The sequence below is a fragment of the Vibrio neonatus genome (assembly GCF_024346975.1).
Taxonomy (GTDB): domain Bacteria; phylum Pseudomonadota; class Gammaproteobacteria; order Enterobacterales; family Vibrionaceae; genus Vibrio; species Vibrio neonatus.
Genome location: NZ_AP024886.1, coordinates 80677 through 101618, shown reverse-complemented (window position 1 = coordinate 101618; position 20942 = coordinate 80677). Strand labels below are relative to the sequence as shown.

The following is a 20942-nucleotide window of genomic DNA, read 5'->3' as shown; positions in this document are numbered from 1 at the left end:
GTAACAGATATGCAATTAAATTCAAACGAAATTAGCGATCTGATCAGAGAGCGTATCGCAAAATTTAGTGTGAGCACTGAAGCTCGCAATGAAGGTACTATCGTCTCTGTTCGTGATGGCATCATCACAATCAACGGTCTTGCAGACGTAATGCAAGGCGAGATGATTGAATTGCCAGGTGGTAAGTTCGCACTTGCACTTAACCTTGAGCAATACTCTGTAGGTGCCGTTGTAATGGGCCCTTACACAGACCTTTCTGAAGGCATGAAAGTAAAAGGTACTGGTCGTATCTTGGAAGTGCCTGTAGGTAACGGTCTACTTGGTCGTGTGGTAAACACCCTTGGTGAGCCAATCGATGGTAAAGGCGCAATCAGCTTTGACCAACTAAACCCAGTAGAAGTTATTGCACCGGGTGTAATCGAACGTAAATCTGTAGACCAACCAATTCAAACTGGCTATAAAGCCGTTGATACAATGGTTCCAATCGGCCGTGGTCAGCGTGAGCTAATCATCGGTGACCGTCAAACTGGTAAAACAGCAATGGCGATCGATGCAATCATTAACCAGAAAGATTCTGGCATCAAATGTGTGTATGTAGCGATTGGTCAGAAAGCATCAACTATTGCTAACGTAGTACGTAAGCTTGAAGAGCACGGCGCTCTTGCAAACACTATCGTAGTAGTAGCATCAGCTTCTGAATCAGCTGCACTTCAATACCTAGCACCTTATGCTGGTTGTACTATGGGCGAATACTTCCGCGACCGTGGTGAAGATGCACTTATCATTTATGATGATCTATCAAAACAAGCAGTAGCTTATCGTCAAATTTCGCTACTACTTAAACGTCCACCGGGCCGTGAAGCATTCCCTGGTGACGTATTCTACCTCCACTCCCGTCTTCTAGAACGTGCGGCTCGTGTAAACGAAGCTTACGTTGAGAAATTCACTAACGGTGAAGTGAAAGGTAAAACAGGTTCTTTAACTGCTCTACCAATCATCGAAACCCAAGCGGGTGACGTATCAGCGTTCGTACCAACTAACGTAATCTCAATCACAGATGGTCAGATTTTCCTTCAGACTCAACTGTTTAACTCAGGTTTACGTCCAGCGGTTGATCCAGGTATCTCTGTATCACGTGTTGGTGGTGCTGCTCAGTGTAAGATCATCAAAAAACTGTCTGGTGGTATCCGTACTGCATTGGCTCAATACCGTGAATTGGCGGCGTTTGCACAGTTCTCTTCTGACCTAGATGAGACTACTCGTAAACAGCTTGACCATGGTGAACGTGTAACTGAACTAATGAAACAGAAGCAATACGCGCCAATGTCAGTGGCTGATCAAGCTGTTGTTATCTTCTCAGCAGAGAAAGGTTACTTGGCAGATGTAGAGCTTTCTAAAATCGGTTATTTCGAGACAGAGTTGTTGGCATACGCGAACAGCCAAAACCCAGAATTGATGGCTACTATCAATGCTACAGGCGACTACAACGACGAAACTGAAGCGGGTTTACACGAAATACTGAAAGGCTTTATCTCAGTTCAGTCATTATAAAGCTCTGGTTTGTTGACTAGAAATCGAAACAAATTAGGAGCAGATAATGGCAAATACTAAAGAGATTCGCACCAAGATAGGCAGTGTTAGTAACACTCAGAAAATCACCAGTGCAATGGAGATGGTTGCGGCAAGTAAGATGCGTAAAGTTCAAGACCATATGGAGCAAACTCGCCCATATGCTGAGAACATGCGTCAGGTTATCTCTCATGTCGCGTCGGGTTCGTTGGAATACCAACACCCGTACCTTCAACAGCGTGAACCAAAACGTGTTGCATACATCATCATTTCATCTGACCGCGGCTTATGTGGCGGCTTGAACAACAACTTGTTCAAGAAAGTATTGGATGACATGCAGCAATGGCGTGAGAAGGGCGTAGAAGTCGATACCACTTTGATTGGTTCGAAAGCTATCAACTTCTTCCAACGTGCTGGCAACGTCGTAGCGCAAACGGCTGGCCTAGGTGATACTCCAAAATTGGAAGATATCCTAGGTACTGTTAACGCGATGTTGGGACACTATGATGAAGGTAAGATCGACAGTTTGTATTTGGTTTACAACAAGTTCGTCAACACCATGGTGCAAGACCCAACGACAGTACAATTGCTGCCACACCCGTCAGATGTAGAAGCAGATGCAACGGCTAAACAAGCACGTCGCTGGGACTACATCTACGAGCAAGCACCAAAAGACATTCTCTCTGAATTGCTACACCGCTACGTAGAGTCGCAAGTGTACCAAGGCATCGTAGAGAGCATCGCGTGTGAGCAAGCAGCCCGAATGGTAGCCATGAAAGCGGCCACCGACAACGCTGGTCAACTGATTGACAACCTACAGTTGATTTACAACAAAGCGCGTCAGGCTGCCATAACCCAAGAACTGAGTGAAATCGTCTCAGGCGCCCAAGCGGTATAGGGTTCGGAAAAGAATTTGAGGATTTAGACATGAGTGTTGGTAAAATAGTAAAAGTGATCGGTGCGGTGGTGGATGTCGAATTCAGCCACAACAACGGTCCACGCGTTTATGACGCATTAACAGTACGAGGCGATGCACTTGGTTCGCTAGTACTAGAAGTTCAACAACAAATGGGCGGCGGTATCGTTCGCTGTATCGCGATGGGTACCTCTGATGGTCTACGTCGTGGTCTTGAAGTTGAGAACACTGGCTCTCCAATCACAGTTCCAGTAGGTGAAGAAACACTTGGTCGTATTATGAACGTACTAGGTGAACCTATCGATGAATGTGGTGAGATTGGTCAGAAAGAAAACTACGAAATTCACCGTGCTGCGCCTTCTTATGAAGATCAAGCAAACAGCACTGAGCTACTAGAGACTGGTGTTAAGGTTATCGACCTTATCTGTCCATTCGCTAAAGGTGGTAAAATCGGTCTGTTCGGTGGTGCTGGTGTAGGTAAAACCGTAAACATGATGGAGCTTATCAACAACATCGCGAAAGCTCACTCAGGTTTATCAGTATTTACTGGTGTAGGTGAACGTACTCGTGAGGGTAACGACTTCTACTACGAAATGAAAGAAGCAGGCGTTCTAGACAAAGTTGCCATGGTTTACGGCCAAATGAACGAGCCACCAGGAAACCGTCTACGTGTTGCGCTTACAGGTCTTACAATGGCTGAGCGTTTCCGTGATGAAGGTCGTGACGTACTACTATTCATCGATAACATCTACCGTTACACACTTGCGGGTACAGAAGTATCAGCACTGCTAGGCCGTATGCCTTCAGCGGTAGGTTACCAGCCAACACTGGCTGAAGAGATGGGTGTTCTGCAAGAGCGTATCACTTCAACTCGCCAAGGTTCTATCACTTCAATCCAAGCGGTATACGTACCTGCGGATGACTTGACTGACCCATCGCCAGCAACCACGTTTGCTCACTTGGATGCAACCGTTGTATTGTCTCGTAACATCGCAGCGCTAGGTCTTTACCCAGCAATCGATCCACTAGACTCAACTTCACGTCAGCTAGATCCTCTAGTTGTTGGTGAAGAGCACTACAACGTGGCACAAAAAGTTCAAACAACGCTACAACGTTATAAAGAACTTAAAGATATCATCGCTATCCTAGGTATGGATGAGCTATCTCAAGAAGATAAGCAAACTGTATCTCGTGCTCGTAAGATTGAACGTTTCCTAACTCAGCCTTACCACGTAGCAGAAGTATTTACTGGTCAAAAAGGTGTGTTCGTACCTCTAAGCGAAACACTGTCAGGCTTTAAAGGCTTGCTAGACGGTCAATACGACGATATCCCAGAACAAGCATTCTTGTACTGTGGTTCTATCGATGAAGTGCTTGAAAAAGCGAAAACTATCTAAGAGGCAGAGTGCATTATGGCTATCGGAGTTACAGAGAATACATTTCAACTTAACATCGTAAGTGCGGAAGGTACGCTGTTTTCAGGGCCTGCACATGCCCTTGCGGTTTCAGGCGCTGATGGTGAGCTGGGTATTCGCCCAGGTCACTCGCCACTTCTTAGCAAAATTAAGCCAGGGGTAACAGTATTTGTTACTGGCGAGAAACAAGAAGAGCAAGTGCTTTATGTTTCTGGCGGCTTAGTGGAAGTGCAACCAAATGTAGTCACAGTTCTAGCAGATACTGCTTTGCATGGTAAAGACATTGACCGTGCTCGCGCAGAAGAAGCAAAACGAGCTGCATTAGAAAACATCAATAAAGGCGATATGGACGCTAACTTTGCTCAAGCTCAGCTTGAACTAGCGAAAGCCATTGCCCAGTTGCGAGCTGTGGAGCTTACCGGCCCACACTCTCGCCACTAAGAGTCCTAGGACTCATTTATACCAACTTGAGAGTCCGCTCTTGAGTTGGTATCAGTTAATAGGCTGGCTTGTTGTCTCTTACCGACAGGTTGGCCTCCCTATGTAAGCAGTCGAACGTAAGACTTACCAAGGGAATACCGGTTCTTTTAGCAGAGAAACTTCAGAGCAGTAGTAGTTCTGATCCCCTAAGGCCTCAGGTGACTCACCCTCTCTCTGAGGCTCTTTCCTTTCTGCGATATACAAAACACAAATATTTACACCTTTCTCGTATTCACTATCGGTTTATTTTGGTTAGTGATGAGCGGTAAGTTGCATATGCTATGGGGCAACGACTAACAACTTGTTTATAGAACGGTTTTTAGTTTGAATGGCAAAATATAGCGCATTCTAAAATGCGACTTCGTTAATGAGTGTTTATGTGAATGAGTTAAAAAAACATCGATAACGATGAAATTAAAGGCTTTACAGCCTGATAAATTAGTGTAGTATCCAATTTCACTCTGTGATTCAGAGTTATTAATGAAATATAAAGTAAAAGCAAAACCCTCAGAATTCCTTCGTTTGTGTAGTCATCCTCAGTGTTTCCTTAGCTTCATCGTAGCATTAAATAATTCAAAATTTCAGCGTCTCGCAATTTCGCGAATAAATATGATTTTAAAAATAAGGGACACATTATGTCTAACAAAACTACTGGTATCGTAAAATGGTTTAACGAAGAGAAAGGTTTTGGTTTCCTAACTCAAGACAATGGCGGCCAGGACGTATTCGTTCACTTCCGTGCTATCGCTTCTGAAGGTTTCAAAACTCTAGCTGAAGGCCAAAAAGTGTCTTTCACAGTTGAGCAAGGTCAAAAAGGCCTTCAAGCTGCTGACGTTGTAGCTATCTAGGTTTTAGTCGGCGTAGATGGTCTGTGATCATCTACGCTAACTTTTCGTTGTACACCTATTAATCATTTATATCGTAACACCGCAAGTAAAAACCTGTCACACATCTGCAAGCTGTAAATGTTCGTCTAGTTAGTTATTTTCTTCGCTACATCAATATAAATAAAACCCAACCTATCAATTTCAGTCGGCATTATTGCGTCTGCAAAGAGAGGATAATCAATATTTAAGGAAATTTTATGTCTCGTTCTATTGGACGCAAACGTTTTTGGTTTCAAAAACTGCGTATTCAAACTAGCTCAAAATTTAAAAAAGTCAGCTAATTAATCGTTATTAGTTGATAGTAAAAAATGTGGACTCAAGCCGTTTTCGTGATCCAGAACGCTTTGAGTTAATATTTCAGCTCTACTCCTCGTTTATTTCCAATTTCAAACAATTCCCTATTGTCATTTATAAGCATAACAGTGCTTATCAAATCGTGAGTTATGCGTAAATCCCTTGAATTCATTGGCGTCAGGTATTAATTTAGCTGCCATCAGTAAATCCAAAGAAGAATGACCAATGACTACAGAAAACAATCAAAGTCAGCCATGGGCACAGCCTATGCCACAACAACAATTTGAGTTCATGTCTAAAGTGCTTTCTGCTCCTTCACCAATCGGTTTTGAAGCGGCAATGAGCTACGGCGTGATCAAACCAGAATTTGAATCTTTCATGCCACAAGGCTGGGGCGTTCATCAATTTAAAGGCAGCGCGAGCATTGTTTTCGATTCTCATCCAGGTCGTGATGATCTAACTAGCGTTATGATCGTGGGTCACGCTGATAAAATCCGCATGCAAGTTCGTAAAATTGATGCGGATGGTAAAGTGTGGATCAACACCGATTCTTTCTTGCCAACCACACTGATTGGTCATGAAGTACAAGTGTTCTGTCAAGATCCTGAAAATGTTGGATCTTACAAAACGATCAAAGGCGCAACCGTTGAAGCACTTGGCGCTATTCACTTCTCTACTCCTGCTCAACGTAGCGGTACTCAGGGCATTAAACCTGAATCTATCTACCTAGAGCTACAAATGCACGGTGAAGAACGTAAAGCGCAAGTTGAAGCGTTAGGTCTGCGTGTGGGTGACCCAATCTTGCTAGACCGTCCTATCAAACGTGGCGTAGCGGCAGACACTTTTTACGGCGCTTACCTTGATAACGGTCTAGGCTGTTTCTCTGTGACTGAGATTGCGCGCACTCTAGCGGCAGAAGGTCTAGATAACGTTCGCGTTCTTTACACTATCGCCACTCACGAAGAGATTGGTCGCTTTGGTTCAACACAAGTGGTGGGCGAGCTAAAACCTGACATCCTGATTGCAACTGACGTTAATCACGATTACGAAGCGGCGCCTGGCATTGGCAGTCGTAACATGAACCCATTGAAAATGGGCGCAGGCTTTACCATTGGACGCGGCTCAGTATCATCTGAATACTTAGTGCAAACTATGGATGCTCTATGTCGTGAAAAAGGCATTCCGTGCCAACTAGACTTCTCTGGCCGTGATATGGGTACAGACGGCATGGCGGCAGCGCTTGCAGGCGTAGACAGCGCGGCAATCACTATTGGTTATCCTATCCGTAATATGCACACTTCATCAGAATCTGCGCATACAGGCGATTTGCTAGCCTCTATCGAAGCGATCACTGAGCTACTTCGTCACTTCAATAGCATGAATGAAGGCAAAGGCATTCGCCAAGATGATCTGAAAAACAGCCATATCCGATTAGATACTCTTTAATCGAGAGCGCTGCTTCATCAGTGATGCTTCATCATCGATAATAAATAGATCAACGCTCGAATGATATTCGAGCGTTTTTTCGTTCTATAAGCCAGTCAATACCCGTCAAGGTTCAGGTTTTGTCGCTATTTCTGACAATTTGATCGTAGAGGATGATCAACCCTTTTTGACCTTGTATACTCTGGCTTGAAAGATCTTAAATGAGACAAGGGAATAACAATGCCTAAGGCAAGTGAAATCAAAAAAAGTGCTGCGATTGAGCACAACGGTAAAGTGTACTTCGTTAAAGAAATTAACAAACTAACGCCAAGTGGTCGTGCTGGAGCAAGCCTATACCGCATGCGTATGTATGACGTAGCGACAGGTGCTAAAGCCGATGAAAGCTTTAAAGCCGATGAAATCATTAACCTTGCTGATTTCAGCCGTCACCCATCGACTTTCTCATACGTTGATGGCGATGAATATGTGTTCATGGACAGCGAAGATTACACCCCATACAGCTTCAATAAAGAAAGCATTGAAGAAGAACTGCAATTTGTTAACGAAGAGACACAAGGTCTGTTCGTACTGCTTGTTGACGGTAGCCCAGTGGCACTTGAGCTTCCTTCAGTAGTGGAATTGGAAATTGTAGAAACTGACCCTTCAATCAAAGGTGCATCAGCAGCAGCGCGTACTAAGCCTGCAACATTGACTACAGGCCTTATTATTCAGGTTCCTGAGTACATTGCTGGCGGTGAGAAGGTTCGCGTGAACACTTCTGATAAAGCATTTATGGGTCGTGCTGACAAATAAATCTCTATTAAAGGTACTTTCTGTTTAGCAGAATTCGCTTTAATAATCCGAAAACGCAGTGGCTGTAAGGCGCTGCGTTTTTTTGATCTTAAAAAAGAGGAAAGGGGTAAAACAACTTAGGAGCTGTAGTGCAAATCTGCAAGAGCAACGCTATATTTATGAATAACTGTTAAATTTGTTGCGATGATGTTTATTTGGTGTGAGACTGATTTGCAAGACCTACATTTTAATCAGCTCGGATGAACCATATTTACTGCGATTGCTATTAGGTAGGGGCACTATTTTACGGAGTCGTATATGTATAAATCACTGCAAATTGCTATATCTAGGATCTCTAGAACGAACCTATCTATATCTCAAATATCCCTATTTCAATTATCCCTATCTCAACTATCCATAGCTACTGCACTTGCTGTGAGCCCTATTGCCGCGCATTCAACTGAAGGCGAAGCAAGCACTTACATTGTGAATGGCACTCCCATTTCCGTACAAATGTACCCATCGTTTACCAGTGTGTACTTTGATCAGCTCGATACGTCAGGTCTGTATCAAAACTACTGTGGCGGCACTATCCTTGACCAATATCATATTTTAACAGCCGCGCACTGTGTGGAAGGGGATTCTTATTACTACACCTATACCTCGGTCGCGCCGCAACTGCAAAATGAGCAGCAAGTCAAAAGCGCGGTTGGTCTACTGCCCAAGGTGGATTTAATTCGAGCCAGTGAGTTTTATTACCCTAGCACTTTCATTGATAGTGCGACTTTAAGTTGGCCGGATGACATCGCTATTATCAAGCTGGAACAGCCGATGCCGGTATCGTCTTCCGACTACACAAAGTTAGCTTCACTAGCCGATGCCAGTTCTTATAATGTAGTGGGCACCGAAATGCTCTCCATTGGGCACGGTTATACTCGCTCAAATAGTGATAACGATAATATCCTGCAAGGGGTGACGCAAAGGATACTGTCTAGCTCAGCTTGTGATTCGGCCAATATCAGTGATAAACAGCTGTGTTTGCAAGGTGATATTGACCTAGATTCTCAACTGCGCAATTCCACCTGTGGCGGAGATTCTGGCGGCCCGTTGTTTTGGTACAACGGCAGTGAGTATATTCAAGTCGGAATTACCAGTTTTGGTCCTTCGCAATGCGGCGATCCAAGCGCGGATTATTCATCAGCGTACACCGAAGTTGCAGAGTATCGAGATTGGATTGATAGCGTATTAGCTGGGCGAGAAACGCCGCAAACCGTGGTCACCGAATTTGATCGAGAAAACTACACCCCAGAAGACGACTCAACCTCTAGTTTGTTAGAAGAGTCAGGTGGGACGCTATCTTGGGCTTGGTTACTGACCCTGATAGTTGGCCGACGACTGCTACAAAATAAGCAACGCGGTTAATGTGATAAAGCACGCTAGGTCAGCGTGCTTATGAATTTTTAGCGTCGACCGTACAGTTAGAAAATGTACTTGGTTTCTGCTGTGCGCTTTGCTGTACCATGCTGGTAGAGCGTGCTTCTTGCGCCATATCGTACAAACCATTCATTGAGAAGCCGACAATTACACCTAAGATAACAAATTGTATTGGCTTTATATTCATACGTCCCTCAAATATCAACCGTCCAGTTACTACTAATCAGTTACTACTAATCCTATTCTGATACGAACTGGCAGAACACAATTGCTATAATCGTAGACTCAAATGAGCAAGCACGCAAAAATCACAACATTATTTTTATTTAAAGCAAACATCTGCCCAACGAGCGAGGCCTGCGGTGACTGAACCAAAATAGTTCCCACTGACAATCGGGATATTCGGTAGTACTGATTTCACGGCGTTTTGCAGAGTTGTAGAGCGCGCAGAGCCGCCCGTCATAAATACCACATCAGGGGTAATTTGAGATTGATTCACCGCTTCGAGCACCAGTTTAGTGATTTTCTCTTGTGGCACCTTGATGGCTTCTTCCATTTCGCGCTGTAGCACCGGCACTTCAATAATTTCGGATAATAGTTTGATTTGCGCTGAATAATTATCGGTTTCAGAAAGCGCAATTTTGGTTTTTTCTGCCTCAGAGACAATGCTGTAGCCAAGCGCGCCTTGATGGACTTCAATCATGCGCGCCAGTTTGGCAGGATCAACCGCTTCACGTTGTAATTGTTTAAGCACGGGTAGATTCTCTTTGGCGTAAAATTCTCGCTGAGCTTGCACGTTGTTAATCAAGATAGAATGCCAAAACTGACTGATAGGTAGTTCAAGTCCAGAAAGTTTACGTCCACCTTTACCTAGCTCAGTCATAAACTGTTTATAGGCAATATGGATATCCAAATCATTGCCACCCACAAGTTGACCCGTATGCCCAAGCAGGGTTTGTGTGCGATCGCTTTTGCCGAGCCAATCTGGCCCCATTTGAATCATTGAACAGTCGGTGGTACCGCCGCCGATATCCACCACCAACACGTTTTTGTTCTCGGTTAAGGTGCTTTCGTAATCGAGCCCCGCCGCAACAGGTTCAAATTGAAACTCAATGTTTTTAAAGCCCGCTCGGGTTGCGGCGCGCAGTAAGATATCTTGAGCCTGTTGGTTGGATTTTTCTCCGCCTCGCCCCAAAAAGTTAACCGGACGCCCGATAACCGTATCGGTGATGGAGCGCTCAAGTGAAGTTTCTGCTTGAGATTTGATGTTTTCCATCATGGCGCACACCAAATCTTCAAAGAACGCGAGTTGCACCTCTTTTAAACCACGAGCGCCAAGAAAGGATTTTGGTGATTTGATGTAGTAAACATCTTTTGGCTCTTGCAAATAGAGGTCGAGCGCAGCCTGACCAAACAAGATATCTTCTTCCATCACGTCTATCCCTTCTTCTTGGTTGCTACGGATAGCACGCTTTAAGATAGCTTCACCATGCTCGGTGATTGGACGGATATTTTTGCGACGAAACAGGTACTCAGATATGGATTCTGAGGTGGGTGCACATAGAGTTGATGAAATGTATTTCTGATTGTTGTCCAATGGAATATGAACGGCTTGGTTATCGATAATGTGTGCGACGGAGCAGTTTGCTGTGCCGTAGTCAAAGCCGATTGCCATAATGTTCTCCAAAGGTCTATTTTTTAGAAAGGGGCGCAATTAAACACTGTTTCGACGGATTGGGTCAAGAAAATCACTGAATTAATAAAAGCGTAATTTGTTCGTACAGAAAAAATGATATTTATCTACAATCTTAAAGATGACAACTTTGGGTCTAGAGAAATAGTTTTGTTGGCTTTATATGAAAATTTTGTAGTGTAAATAAGCAGATAGGTGAAATCTCTATTGCATCAAATGATGGCAATCTCTAAGATAGCGGCCACTTATCGTAAACAATACCGCTTCTCATTTGCGTTTGTGTCACAATTTTGACTTTTTAGACTGAGTTGAAGACATATTTTCGTAAACAATGGGGTGAGATCAAAGTGTTTGTACGACAGGTATTATTATATAACTCCACTAAATAATAGTACTGAGCGTTTGTCTCAAAGTGTATTTCCGTATTCAATGCAAGCTAAATCAAAGATTTAATGAGAACCTTATGAACCACAATACAGTGCGAATTCTGGTCGTCGCGGGCTTATCTATGCTCAGCTCGCTCGTTTTCGCCTCTTCGCAGGCCACATTACAAAAGTCGCAAAAAATTGAGACTCAAATCACTAATAGTGCGGCAAACAGTCAAAAAAAGGTGCTTAAAAGCAGCCAACAAGCCATTCAGTTAGAAGCTGACATTGCCGCTCTTAAACGTGAAGTGCATAACCTAGAGGTCTACCATCAGCATCTTAATGGTTTGATTGCTAGCCAAACCGAAGAGTTAGCCAGTTACGATTCTCAAATCTCAAAAATTGACGATACGCGCCAGAGCATTGTGCCTTTGATGTATGAAATGTTGGCGGGCCTTGAAGGCATCAGTGCCAATGATCGTCCTATCCGAACAGAAGCGCGCGCGAAGCGACTAACTAGCCTGCAACATATGATGACGCAAGCAGACATCAGTGACGCAGAAAAATATCGCCGTATTTTGGAAGCCTACCAAATTGAAATGGATTACGGCACTAAGATGGGGGCCTATACAGGCGCGATTCAATTTGCAGGTAAATCCATGATTGTTGAGCAGTTATACCTAGGGCGCATCTCTTTGGTGGCACGTTCTAACGATCGTCAAAGATATTGGGCATGGGACGCCAATCAAAAAGTGTGGCTTGAGCAAAATAGCAGTGTCGGACATGACATTGATAAAGCCTTTGATATTGCCGCCAAGCAGGCCTCGCCGTCGCTGCTTGAATTACCTGTATCGTTAACCCAAGGCCAGGAGAAGTAATCAATGAAACACTACCTAGCCATAATGACACTGAGCGTGGCGATGCTATTGGGCGCGGCGCCAAGTTATGCCAACCAAAACCTGCTTAATCAAACCACGCAAGCTAAAGCGGCTGAGCAAAAAGCCAATAAGCAGCGAGAAGGTGAGTTTGCAGCCACAGAAGCCAAGCTGAAACGTGAGTTAAAAGCCTTGCAAGCCAAGCGCACTCAACTTAATAAAGAGATTGAAACGCTCAGCGATACTTTCCAAAGTAATGAGCAAACACTGGCCGATAAAGAGAAGCAACTGACCTTAGCCACCGGCAGTTTAGGTGAGATCTTTGGCGTGGTACGTCAAGCGGCCAAAGATGTACAAATGGAACAGCAGCGCTCAGTGGCCTCGATTGGCTTAGAGAGCGATCTTGCTTTGGTGTCTGGCATTATCGATGCGAAATCCATTCCGGCAAAAGATGAGCTGTATGGTTTGTGGCGCGCTTATGCTCGCCAAATACAAGTTAGCTCGCAGGCAACACGGGTGACGATCTCTTATGTGAACCAAGCGGGTGAAATTACCCAAAAACAAGTGCTGCGCATGGGCGCATTTGCGTTGGCGGATGAAAATGGCTATTTGGCTTGGGATGCCGCTAAGCAGATGGCGACCAGTTACAGCGTTCAGCCTGAGCATCCGCTCCTGTCGAGCATGGACATTAGCAGTGGCACGCCAATGATTGCCGTTGATGCTACTCGCGGGGCGTTACTCGAGCAACTTGCCAACAATCCCACTTTATTACAGCGCATTGAGCAGGGCGGCATTGTCGGTAAAATCATTATCGGTTTGCTATTGATTGGTTTGCTTATTGGTTTGTACCGCGCACTTGTTTTGATTTCTATTAAATCGAAGATTTCAAAACAGCTAAAACATACAGATAATCCAACCTCAAATAACCCTCTAGGTCGCGTTATCTTGGTCCATCAAGAGGATAAAAGCCCCACTATTGAAGCTCTTGAACTGCGTCTGCTGGAAGCGGTTATGGATGAGCAAGAAAACTTAGAAAAAGGCATTTCCACAGTTAAGTTATTGGCCGCCATTGCGCCAATGCTAGGGCTATTGGGTACGGTAACGGGCATGATTGATACCTTCCAAACCATCACTCAATTTGGCAACGCCGATCCTCGTATTATGGCAGGCGGTATTTCTATGGCATTGATCACGACGGTACTTGGCCTTATTGCGGCTATGCCATTACTATTGGTGCACAACATGCTGTCTAGCTTGTCAGAAGGTATTCGCAATATCATTGAGAAGCAAGGTGTGGGCTTAGTTGCCCAAAGAGCAGAGCATGCCCAGCTAAGAAAACTTACTAAATCTGACGCGCAAGATGCTAGTCAAGAGGTTCGTGCGTAATGAGCGACGTATTGGCATTTTGGACTACCTTAACGGATCTCCCCATTTACGGCTCTATTGAGCAGTTGATGTTTCGAGGTGGGCCCGTTTTATGGTGGCTTGCCTTTGTGATGCTGTTTTTTTGGGTGTTGGTGCTCGATAGGGTGATGTACTTTGTGTGGGTGTTTCCCAAGTATCAACAGCAGTGGGTCTCAAAGTGGCAACAGCGCAGTGACCGCCATTCATGGTTTGCTCTGTCGCAACGAGAAGCTTGGCTATCGGAATCAGAACTTAATTTAAATAAGTCATTGTCGCTGATGAAAGTGTTGATCTCTTTATTCCCTATGCTTGGATTATTAGGGACAGTGACCGGCATGATTTCCGTCTTTGATGTGATGGCCGCGCAAGGCAATAGTGAGCCACGCTTAATGGCCGCTGGCATCTCAATGGCGACCATCCCTACTATGGCGGGCATGGTGGCCGCGCTAGTGAGCATGTTTATTTATTCCAGATTGTGTGGGCTTGCAGAGCGTAAGCAATTGCATTTAGAACGCTTGTTGCGCACCCACACCGGTTAGCCAAATGCTAACCCAGTTTTTAAAGGTTTATTAAAATGAGATTAGGACGACGTCGCCAGCGCAATGATGAAGCGCAAGTGGATATGACTTCGATGCTAGACATCGTATTTATCATGTTGATCTTCTTTATTGTGACTAGTTCTTTTGTGCGTGAGTCAGGGGTGGAAGTGAACCGCCCGCAAGCGGCCAATGCCACTAGTCAGCAAGATGCCGGCATTTTTATCGCAATTACCGACAATAACTTGGTTTATATCGACAAACGTTTAATCGATATAGAGCGCGTGCAAGCAACGCTAGAGAACTTACTTATCGATAAACCCGATGCATCCGTGGTGATTCAGGCCGATAAATTTGCCTTTAATGGCACTGTGGTGGAAGTGATGGACGGCGTAAAAGGTGCAGGTATCGAGAAAATTGCCCTTGCCACTGTGGCGAAATAGAGACTGTTGATGAAACGATTACTTATCGCTTTGCCGATTGCGCTATTACTGACATTTTTTGTGTTTGGCTTTATGACTTGGTTGGTCAATTTAGGCAAAAGCCCTTTGCCTGAACAGCAGTCAATCGTGCGTTTTGATATCTTACAAGTAGAGCAAGATAGCCACGCCCAAAGGCGCCAGCGCCAGTTGCCAGAGCCTCCGCAAACGCCGACTAAGCCGCCAGAGATGCAAACCAGTAGCTCAAGCCAGCTATCGGATACGCCTTTTACCATGCAAAAATTTGACTTGCCTTTAGTGACGGTAGATACCGCAGTGTCTGGTTTGGCGATTGCTAATCCGGGTCCGGTCAGTATTGGACAAAATCAACAAGTCATGCCATTACAACGAATTGAACCTCGTTATCCCATCCGTGCATTGAGCCGTAAAATAGAAGGTTATGTGGTGATGAGCTTTACCATTAATGATCGCGGCCGACCGACAGATATTAAGATTGTTGATAGTAAACCAAAACGTATTTTTGACCGAGAAGCGATGCGTGCATTACAGCGCTGGAAGTATCAACCGCTGGTGGTTAACGGCAAAGCCACAGCGCAAAAAGGGCAAACCTTGAAGTTGGAGTTTAGACTGCAAAAATGAAGCACTTACTATTGGCTCTAGCCCTAATGATTAGCCTAATAGCGGGCACAGCTCAAGCACAAACGTTAAGTCGTAATGTGGCTACTCGCGTGTATCAAGCTTATGAATTGCAAAGCAATGATCACAATGACAAAGCGATTAAAATTTTACAGAATATCTCAACAAGCCGCGTCTACGATACCTCTGTCGTACAAAGAATGTTGGGTATTTTGTATTGGCAACAAAAGCAAACGCACCTGGCAGAAACGGCACTTTCTAAAGCCGTAGAAGCCAATGGCTTACCAGTGGAACAGCATCTTGAAACCTTGCGTATGCTTGCGGATATTCAGCTATCTAATGGTCACACTCGCTCTGCAATCAAGACTTATCATGAGATCATCGCGCAAAATAATACGCACAAAATTATTGCCATCAACGCCATCCAACAAGTGTGGTTACGTATCGCACAAGGCAACTATCAGTTGCAGCAGTGGCAACCAGTGATTGATGCAACCAACAAATATGTGGCATTGGGCGGAGCCCCTCAAGTGTCCGTATTAAACCTACGTTTAGGGGCAGAGCTGTCGCTGCAAAAATGGCATAGCGCCTTAAAAACCACCTTAGCCCTGCGCGGATACGAGCCTGACATTACGCGTTGGTGGCTACAGACCATTAATCTCTATTTGCAGCTACAAGACTACCCGCAAGCGTTGGCAGCATTGAAGCAGTATCAGCGAGCAGGCTTTACCTTAACAGAAACTCAACGCCGCATGATGGCGCAACTGTACTCTAAGCAAAATGTCCCTTTCAAAGCAGCCGAAGTCTTTCATGCATTAAACAAAGCCGACAACACTCAAGCAAAAGATCTCGCCATAGAAGCACAATATTGGCAACAAGCCAGAGAGTGGGACAAATCATTAAAAGCTTGGGCCAGAGCCACCGAAAAAGAGAGTAAATATCGCTGGTCATATATCCAATTATTAATGCAAAACAAGCAATACAAAACTGCATTAACCCAACTGAAAAAACAAAAAACCAGCTCAAGAACCGAGCTCACCAGCGTTGAGGCCTACTACCGCCTAGGCGACATCCCCAACGCCCTACGCCACGCCCAAAAAGCAAACCAAATAAACTCGACCCCCTCAACAATCAATTGGGTTAAATACTTAACTCAATTAAGCGGGGTCAGGTCTTGAAATTTGCACTGTTGTACAGTGCGGTAGAACCATCTAGCGTTTTGAGAGTGAAAACGAGCCTTATTCTAGCTTAGGTGTGGGTTACTCTCAGAGTGTTTCTATAAGCAAAAAACGAAGTATAAGTTGTTCGTATATCATTAATCATTTGGAGTTAGCCTGAAACGCTCTTTCAATCATTACCATCAATGCCTTTCATCGTTGCTACTGGCTTGCTTTTTGTCATTATAATTGTGGTTGTTGCAAAACTCAGCTCAGTCAAGAAACAGCTTTTATCCGTTAAAGACGAGTTAACTCATAGCCATAAAGCTATAGCGGACTATGAGGAAAAATATGTTGATATTATTGATATTGACAAAGAAGTTGATGAACGGGAAAGTCAGTTAGCAGCCTATCAAACAGAGGCTGAACATAAGCGTTCACAAGTGAATGATGATATTGAACAGCTTCGAAATCAGTATAAACAAAAGAAAACGGTTTTTGACTCTCTTATCTATCAAGTGGGCATTTACAATGATGACGTAGAGTTGCTTGAACTAGGGTTTTATGAATCTCACTTTGATTTTGCAACATCGGAAGAATTTAAAGATGAAATCCGTAGATGCAAAGAAGATCAAAAGCGTCTGGTTCGTGATAAGGATATTACAGGTGCTATCTACTGTACCACTCAGTGGACGCTTGGTGATTCGAAAGTGGAAGGCCGTAAAATGACTAATCGAGGTATTCGATTAACGGCTAGAGCGTTTAATAATGAGTGTGAAGCAGCCATTGCAAACTGTACTTGGAAAAATGCAGTTAAAATGGAAGCGCGTATTGCCAAAGCGTTTGAGGCTATAAATAATCTCAACGAATCTAATCGAATCGTTATTTCAGAGCAATACTTGGAGCTAAAACTCAAAGAGCTTCGATTAACTTATGAATATAAAGAGAAAAAGCAGCGAGAAAAAGAAGAACAAGCTGAAATAAAAGCTCAGATGCGCGAAGAGGCTAAAATTGAAGCCGAAATTAAAAAGGCTGAGCAGGAAGCAATTAAAGAAGAAGCGAGATATCAGAAAGCCCTAAAAGTTGCACAAACACAACTTGAATCGGCTAGCGAGGAAGCGAGAGCGAACCTTGAGGCGCAAATAGCACAACTTCAATCAGACTTAGAGCAAGCAGAACAAAAGCATCAGCGTGCACAAAGTATGGCCGAGCAGACCAAGCAAGGACATGTATATGTCATTAGTAACATAGGTTCGTTTGGTGAGGATGTGTATAAAATTGGTATGACACGTCGATTAGAGCCCTTGGATAGAGTGAAAGAGTTAGGTGATGCTTCTGTCCCCTTTAGTTTTGATGTACATGCCATGATTCATACTTCAGACGCCCCTTCATTGGAGAAAGAGTTACATCGTCAGTTTGATCACAAACGTCTTAATATGGTTAATCGACGCAAGGAGTTTTTTAATGTCGAATTAACAAAAATAAAACAGGCGGTTGAAGAATTTGCTAGTGAAAAGGTAGAGTTTATTGAAACAGCGGTAGCTCAGGATTACCACGAAACCAAAGCGATTCTAAAACAAGCTGAGATGAAAGAAGCTATACGCTTAGGTCAATCTGTCGATGCTGATTCAAAAGTACCTCAATTTGCAGAATCTATTTAATGAAACTGAATGGGGTCAGGTCTTGAAATTTGCATTCTAGAATAAAATATCGCACCATTCTGCCATTATCACTTTGCTCACTAGAGAAAATATCCATGAACAATGATGCAGACATTATTACCACGTTAGAAGAGCTTGAAGCATTTTTAGTTGCGGTTGAAAATGGCGGCTTTAGCCTAACCAATGTGGCTGGACTGGCTTTAGCCACTAGCAATAAAGACGGTCGCCGCTTTGTTGCGGTACTTGATGATAATCATCAGCTTCTACTTTCTCGTTGGGTCACAGAAGATGTATTCCAGAACGGGCAAGATCTTGTAAGAAGAGGTCCAACACGTCACTAATCTAATCGGGGTCAGGTCTTGAAATTTGCATGGCTAGATAAAATCTAGCCATGCAAATTTCAAGACCTGACCCCTAGGGAACAACAATGGCAAGAACAGCGCACGCGCTTCATATATTGGTGAAGCATAAAGATAAAGCTGATGACATCATGGCTCAGCTTAAAAAAGGCAAGAAATTTGCTGAATTAGCTCGCAAGTACTCCACTTGTCCTTCGGGGAAAAAAGGGGGGGATCTGGGTGAGTTTAAGAAAGGTCAGATGGTACCTCAGTTTGATAAAGTGGTTTTCACCGCTGAAACCATTACACCGCATTTGGTGAAGACAAAATTCGGCTGGCACATCGTGAAGGTGCTTTGGCGCACCTAGATGGCTTAGATGCCTAGATAGCGAGGCATTTCTATGCACTGAAAAGCAGAATATTGAGTTCTGCTTTTTTCTTTTCGCTCACATCACTCTACAGCTCTGTTAGCTTATAGAAAGTAGAAGCAAGCTTGATCAAGCCTTCTTATCTTCGTTATCGCTTATACCTATCACAGAAATGAAAGGTTCAGAAGTTGCTCTGAACAATGCTTGACGATATGCCATTTTGTTAATAAGCCTTTATTTTACAATCAAAAATTGCAAATCCATTATTAAGTATTTTAACAAGCTAGAATGACCAGTTATTTAGTACGATTGGTATAATTCCGCTTGGAATTTCTATTTTTCAAATATTAGGTTCACATTACTAATTTATCACCGCGTTTCTAATTGTTTTGAGAGGCGCTGCAGACAGGATAAAACAATGACTCACATCACCACCAAAGATTATGTGTACGCCATGAGTAAAGACAACGCTGCCGTTGCACATGTACAACAAAATCAAACATTCTCTGTTGATACCTTCGATTGCTTTCGTAACCAAATGGAAGGGGCTGGTTATATTCTCGAAGAGATTGATTTTGCAAAGGTAAACCCAGCTACAGGCCCAGTATTTATTGAAGGTGCAGAAGTAGGGGATGTGCTTGCCATTACTATTCATGATATTGAGTTGGCAGCAATAGGCTCTATGGTGTCCTCAGATCTATTTGGTAGCCTTTCACATAAGCTTTCTGGTTCGATTGTACAACCTGTTGAGATCATCGGTGAAAGCGCACAGATTGCGCCAAATCTTTCTGTGCCATTGTCTCCTATGGTAGGTGTGATCGGCACAGCGCCAGCAGAGGGTGCGATTGCCTGTGGTAGCCCAGGTGAGCATGGTGGCAACATGGATACTAAAGAGATCAAAAAAGGATCTATCGTGTATTTGCCTGTAAATCATGCTGGTGGACTGCTATCGCTTGGTGATTTGCATGCGGCAATGGGGGATGGCGAGCTTTCTGGAACGGGTGTTGAGATTTCAGGTAAAGTCACCCTTTCTGTTGAGGTATTAAAGCAATCGCAATTGCCTACTCCTTCGGTATTAAATGGGGAGCTGTTTACCTTTATTGCATCTGATCCCGATCTTGATAAAGCGGCGACGGCAGCGGTTGAAAAGACTCACCAATATCTTATTTCTGAACATCAACTGGATGAGCATGTTGCGTGTCGCTGGATGAGTGTGGGTGCGGACTTAGGTGTGTCTCAGATAGTGAATCCATTAAAAACGGCGAAAGTAACGGTCAACTTATCTTGGCTTAAATAATCTTCTCTGGGGGTCAGGTCTTGAAATTTGCATGGCTTGCTCACGCAAGCCATGCAAATTTCAAGACCTGACCCCCTCTCATACTGACCCCCTCTCATACTGACCCCCTCTCATACTGACCCCCTCTCATACTGACCCCCTCTCATACTGACCCCCTCTAATAAAAAAGACAAGCGTGGCTCAAAGAATCATGCTTGTCTTTGGTTTAGCTGTGGGGGAGAGCAGCTTATCCTTTGGTTAATTGCTCAGGTTTCATGGCCTGATTCACATCGTTGGTCATTACGAAATGCAATTCACCACCTGCTTTCATCTGAGAGAAATCAAAGGTGAAGTTTTTATGCAGAGGTTTACCGTTGATGGTAACTGTCTTGATGTATTTGTTTTGCGCACTGTTATTTTCAGCAGTAATGGTGAACACACCATCACCCATTGGTACTTGTACCTCATCAAAGATCGGGCGTGCGACCGTTAATACAGGGTCTGAACCACTGACTTGATACAATCCCATTGCTGACATGACATACCAAGCCGACATTTGACCAACATCTTCGTGATTAGCTCTACATAAGGTATGCAAATTTCAAGACCTGACCCCATTACAACGAAGAACTACTACGATGGATAATGAATGCAAATAGAGGTTATGCTTCACTGTATTTCCTTTGTTGATTTTATATTCATAGTGCTGTCGTTAATAAGATAATACAAATGGATATTTATTCTTAATATTGCTGCTTAATGGATATATAAAATATATTAGCCATCATTAAATGCAATATTACATACAAATTGTATGACATAATAATGGTCTTACAAATCAATAGTTTATATTTTGATATCTGCTATTTATATAATTCCAAATCTTACTTTACAGTATTTTTCATTTACTAATTATTCTGTGATTAATATCGCATGGAAATTTAATTTATCGTGAAATGTAACATTCCATTTTTATGATCT

The 20942-nt window shown here is 43.6% G+C and carries 20 protein-coding genes and 1 pseudogene; 18 read left to right on the top strand and 3 right to left on the bottom strand.

From position 1 onward, the window contains the following. The first annotated feature begins 9 nt into the window (after positions 1–9). The 8 genes from atpA (at position 10) to OCU38_RS13190 (ending at position 9200) form a co-directional block, all read left to right on the top strand. On the top strand, positions 10–1551 hold the full coding sequence (atpA, locus tag OCU38_RS13225; protein WP_023403312.1) for a F0F1 ATP synthase subunit alpha: 1542 nt from the start codon (positions 10–12) through the stop codon (positions 1549–1551). A 46-nt stretch (positions 1552–1597) separates the two neighbouring features. Further along, complete coding sequence (gene atpG / locus OCU38_RS13220; protein ID WP_261824700.1) at positions 1598–2467, top strand: F0F1 ATP synthase subunit gamma; 870 nt, start codon at positions 1598–1600, stop codon at positions 2465–2467. Between the two features lie 29 nt (positions 2468–2496). Then, entirely contained in the window at positions 2497–3882 is a 1386-nt protein-coding gene (atpD, locus tag OCU38_RS13215) for a F0F1 ATP synthase subunit beta (RefSeq protein WP_023403314.1), read from the top strand. 15 nt (positions 3883–3897) lie between these two features. Continuing rightward, positions 3898–4341, top strand: coding sequence for a F0F1 ATP synthase subunit epsilon (locus tag OCU38_RS13210; protein ID WP_023403315.1), 444 nt, complete (start codon positions 3898–3900; stop codon positions 4339–4341). A 674-nt stretch (positions 4342–5015) separates the two neighbouring features. After that, positions 5016–5228, top strand: coding sequence for a transcription antiterminator/RNA stability regulator CspE (gene cspE, locus OCU38_RS13205; protein ID WP_021714528.1), 213 nt, complete (start codon positions 5016–5018; stop codon positions 5226–5228). 558 nt (positions 5229–5786) lie between these two features. Further along, on the top strand, positions 5787–7007 hold the full coding sequence (locus OCU38_RS13200; RefSeq protein ID WP_023403316.1) for a M20/M25/M40 family metallo-hydrolase: 1221 nt from the start codon (positions 5787–5789) through the stop codon (positions 7005–7007). Positions 7008–7226: 219 nt separating this feature from the next. Further along, a complete protein-coding gene (gene efpL, locus OCU38_RS13195; RefSeq protein WP_023403317.1) occupies positions 7227–7799 on the top strand; it encodes an elongation factor P-like protein EfpL in 573 nt (190 codons plus the stop codon). 297 nt (positions 7800–8096) lie between these two features. Beyond that, positions 8097–9200, top strand: coding sequence for a S1 family peptidase (locus tag OCU38_RS13190; protein WP_261824699.1), 1104 nt, complete (start codon positions 8097–8099; stop codon positions 9198–9200). A gap of 28 nt (positions 9201–9228) precedes the next feature. On the opposite strand, the gene OCU38_RS13185 is transcribed toward OCU38_RS13190, so the two are convergent. Beyond that, positions 9229–9399, bottom strand: a complete 171-nt coding sequence (locus OCU38_RS13185; protein WP_261824698.1) for a hypothetical protein — start codon at positions 9397–9399, stop codon at positions 9229–9231. Between the two features lie 135 nt (positions 9400–9534). Beyond that, complete coding sequence (gene yegD, locus OCU38_RS13180; protein ID WP_261824697.1) at positions 9535–10887, bottom strand: molecular chaperone; 1353 nt, start codon at positions 10885–10887, stop codon at positions 9535–9537. A 481-nt stretch (positions 10888–11368) separates the two neighbouring features. On the opposite strand from yegD, the gene OCU38_RS13175 reads away from it, so the two are divergent. The 10 genes from OCU38_RS13175 (at position 11369) to OCU38_RS13130 (ending at position 19982) form a co-directional block, all read left to right on the top strand. After that, positions 11369–12148 (top strand): DUF3450 domain-containing protein, encoded by a 780-nt coding sequence (locus tag OCU38_RS13175; RefSeq protein ID WP_261824696.1) that lies wholly within the window; start codon positions 11369–11371, stop codon positions 12146–12148. A gap of 3 nt (positions 12149–12151) precedes the next feature. Further along, positions 12152–13531 (top strand): MotA/TolQ/ExbB proton channel family protein, encoded by a 1380-nt coding sequence (locus OCU38_RS13170; protein WP_261824695.1) that lies wholly within the window; start codon positions 12152–12154, stop codon positions 13529–13531. Continuing rightward, positions 13531–14088: a MotA/TolQ/ExbB proton channel family protein gene (locus OCU38_RS13165; protein WP_023403323.1), complete on the top strand. Its 558-nt coding sequence runs from the start codon at positions 13531–13533 to the stop codon at positions 14086–14088. The genes OCU38_RS13170 and OCU38_RS13165 overlap by 1 nt, the downstream gene beginning before the upstream one ends. 35 nt (positions 14089–14123) lie before the next feature. Next, positions 14124–14528 (top strand): ExbD/TolR family protein, encoded by a 405-nt coding sequence (locus OCU38_RS13160; RefSeq protein WP_023403324.1) that lies wholly within the window; start codon positions 14124–14126, stop codon positions 14526–14528. A gap of 9 nt (positions 14529–14537) precedes the next feature. Beyond that, on the top strand, positions 14538–15164 hold the full coding sequence (locus tag OCU38_RS13155) for an energy transducer TonB (RefSeq protein WP_261824694.1): 627 nt from the start codon (positions 14538–14540) through the stop codon (positions 15162–15164). Beyond that, entirely contained in the window at positions 15161–16339 is a 1179-nt protein-coding gene (locus tag OCU38_RS13150; protein WP_261824693.1) for a tetratricopeptide repeat protein, read from the top strand. Before OCU38_RS13155 ends, OCU38_RS13150 begins: the two co-directional genes overlap by 4 nt. Positions 16340–16524: 185 nt before the next feature. Continuing rightward, positions 16525–17979, top strand: a complete 1455-nt coding sequence (locus tag OCU38_RS13145) for a DUF4041 domain-containing protein (RefSeq protein ID WP_261824692.1) — start codon at positions 16525–16527, stop codon at positions 17977–17979. A 95-nt stretch (positions 17980–18074) separates the two neighbouring features. After that, positions 18075–18320: a hypothetical protein gene (locus OCU38_RS13140; RefSeq protein WP_021714543.1), complete on the top strand. Its 246-nt coding sequence runs from the start codon at positions 18075–18077 to the stop codon at positions 18318–18320. An 86-nt stretch (positions 18321–18406) separates the two neighbouring features. Then, positions 18407–18685 carry a peptidylprolyl isomerase gene (locus tag OCU38_RS13135; protein WP_023403327.1) on the top strand — a complete coding sequence of 93 codons (279 nt, stop codon included), beginning with the start codon at positions 18407–18409 and terminating at the stop codon, positions 18683–18685. A gap of 418 nt (positions 18686–19103) precedes the next feature. Continuing rightward, on the top strand, positions 19104–19982 hold the full coding sequence (locus OCU38_RS13130) for an acetamidase/formamidase family protein (protein WP_261824691.1): 879 nt from the start codon (positions 19104–19106) through the stop codon (positions 19980–19982). A 226-nt stretch (positions 19983–20208) separates the two neighbouring features. Here the strand turns inward: OCU38_RS13130 and OCU38_RS13125 are convergent. Continuing rightward, positions 20209–20535, bottom strand: a pseudogene (locus OCU38_RS13125) (glycoside hydrolase domain-containing protein); the annotation flags it as partial. Positions 20536–20942 lie beyond the last annotated feature (407 nt).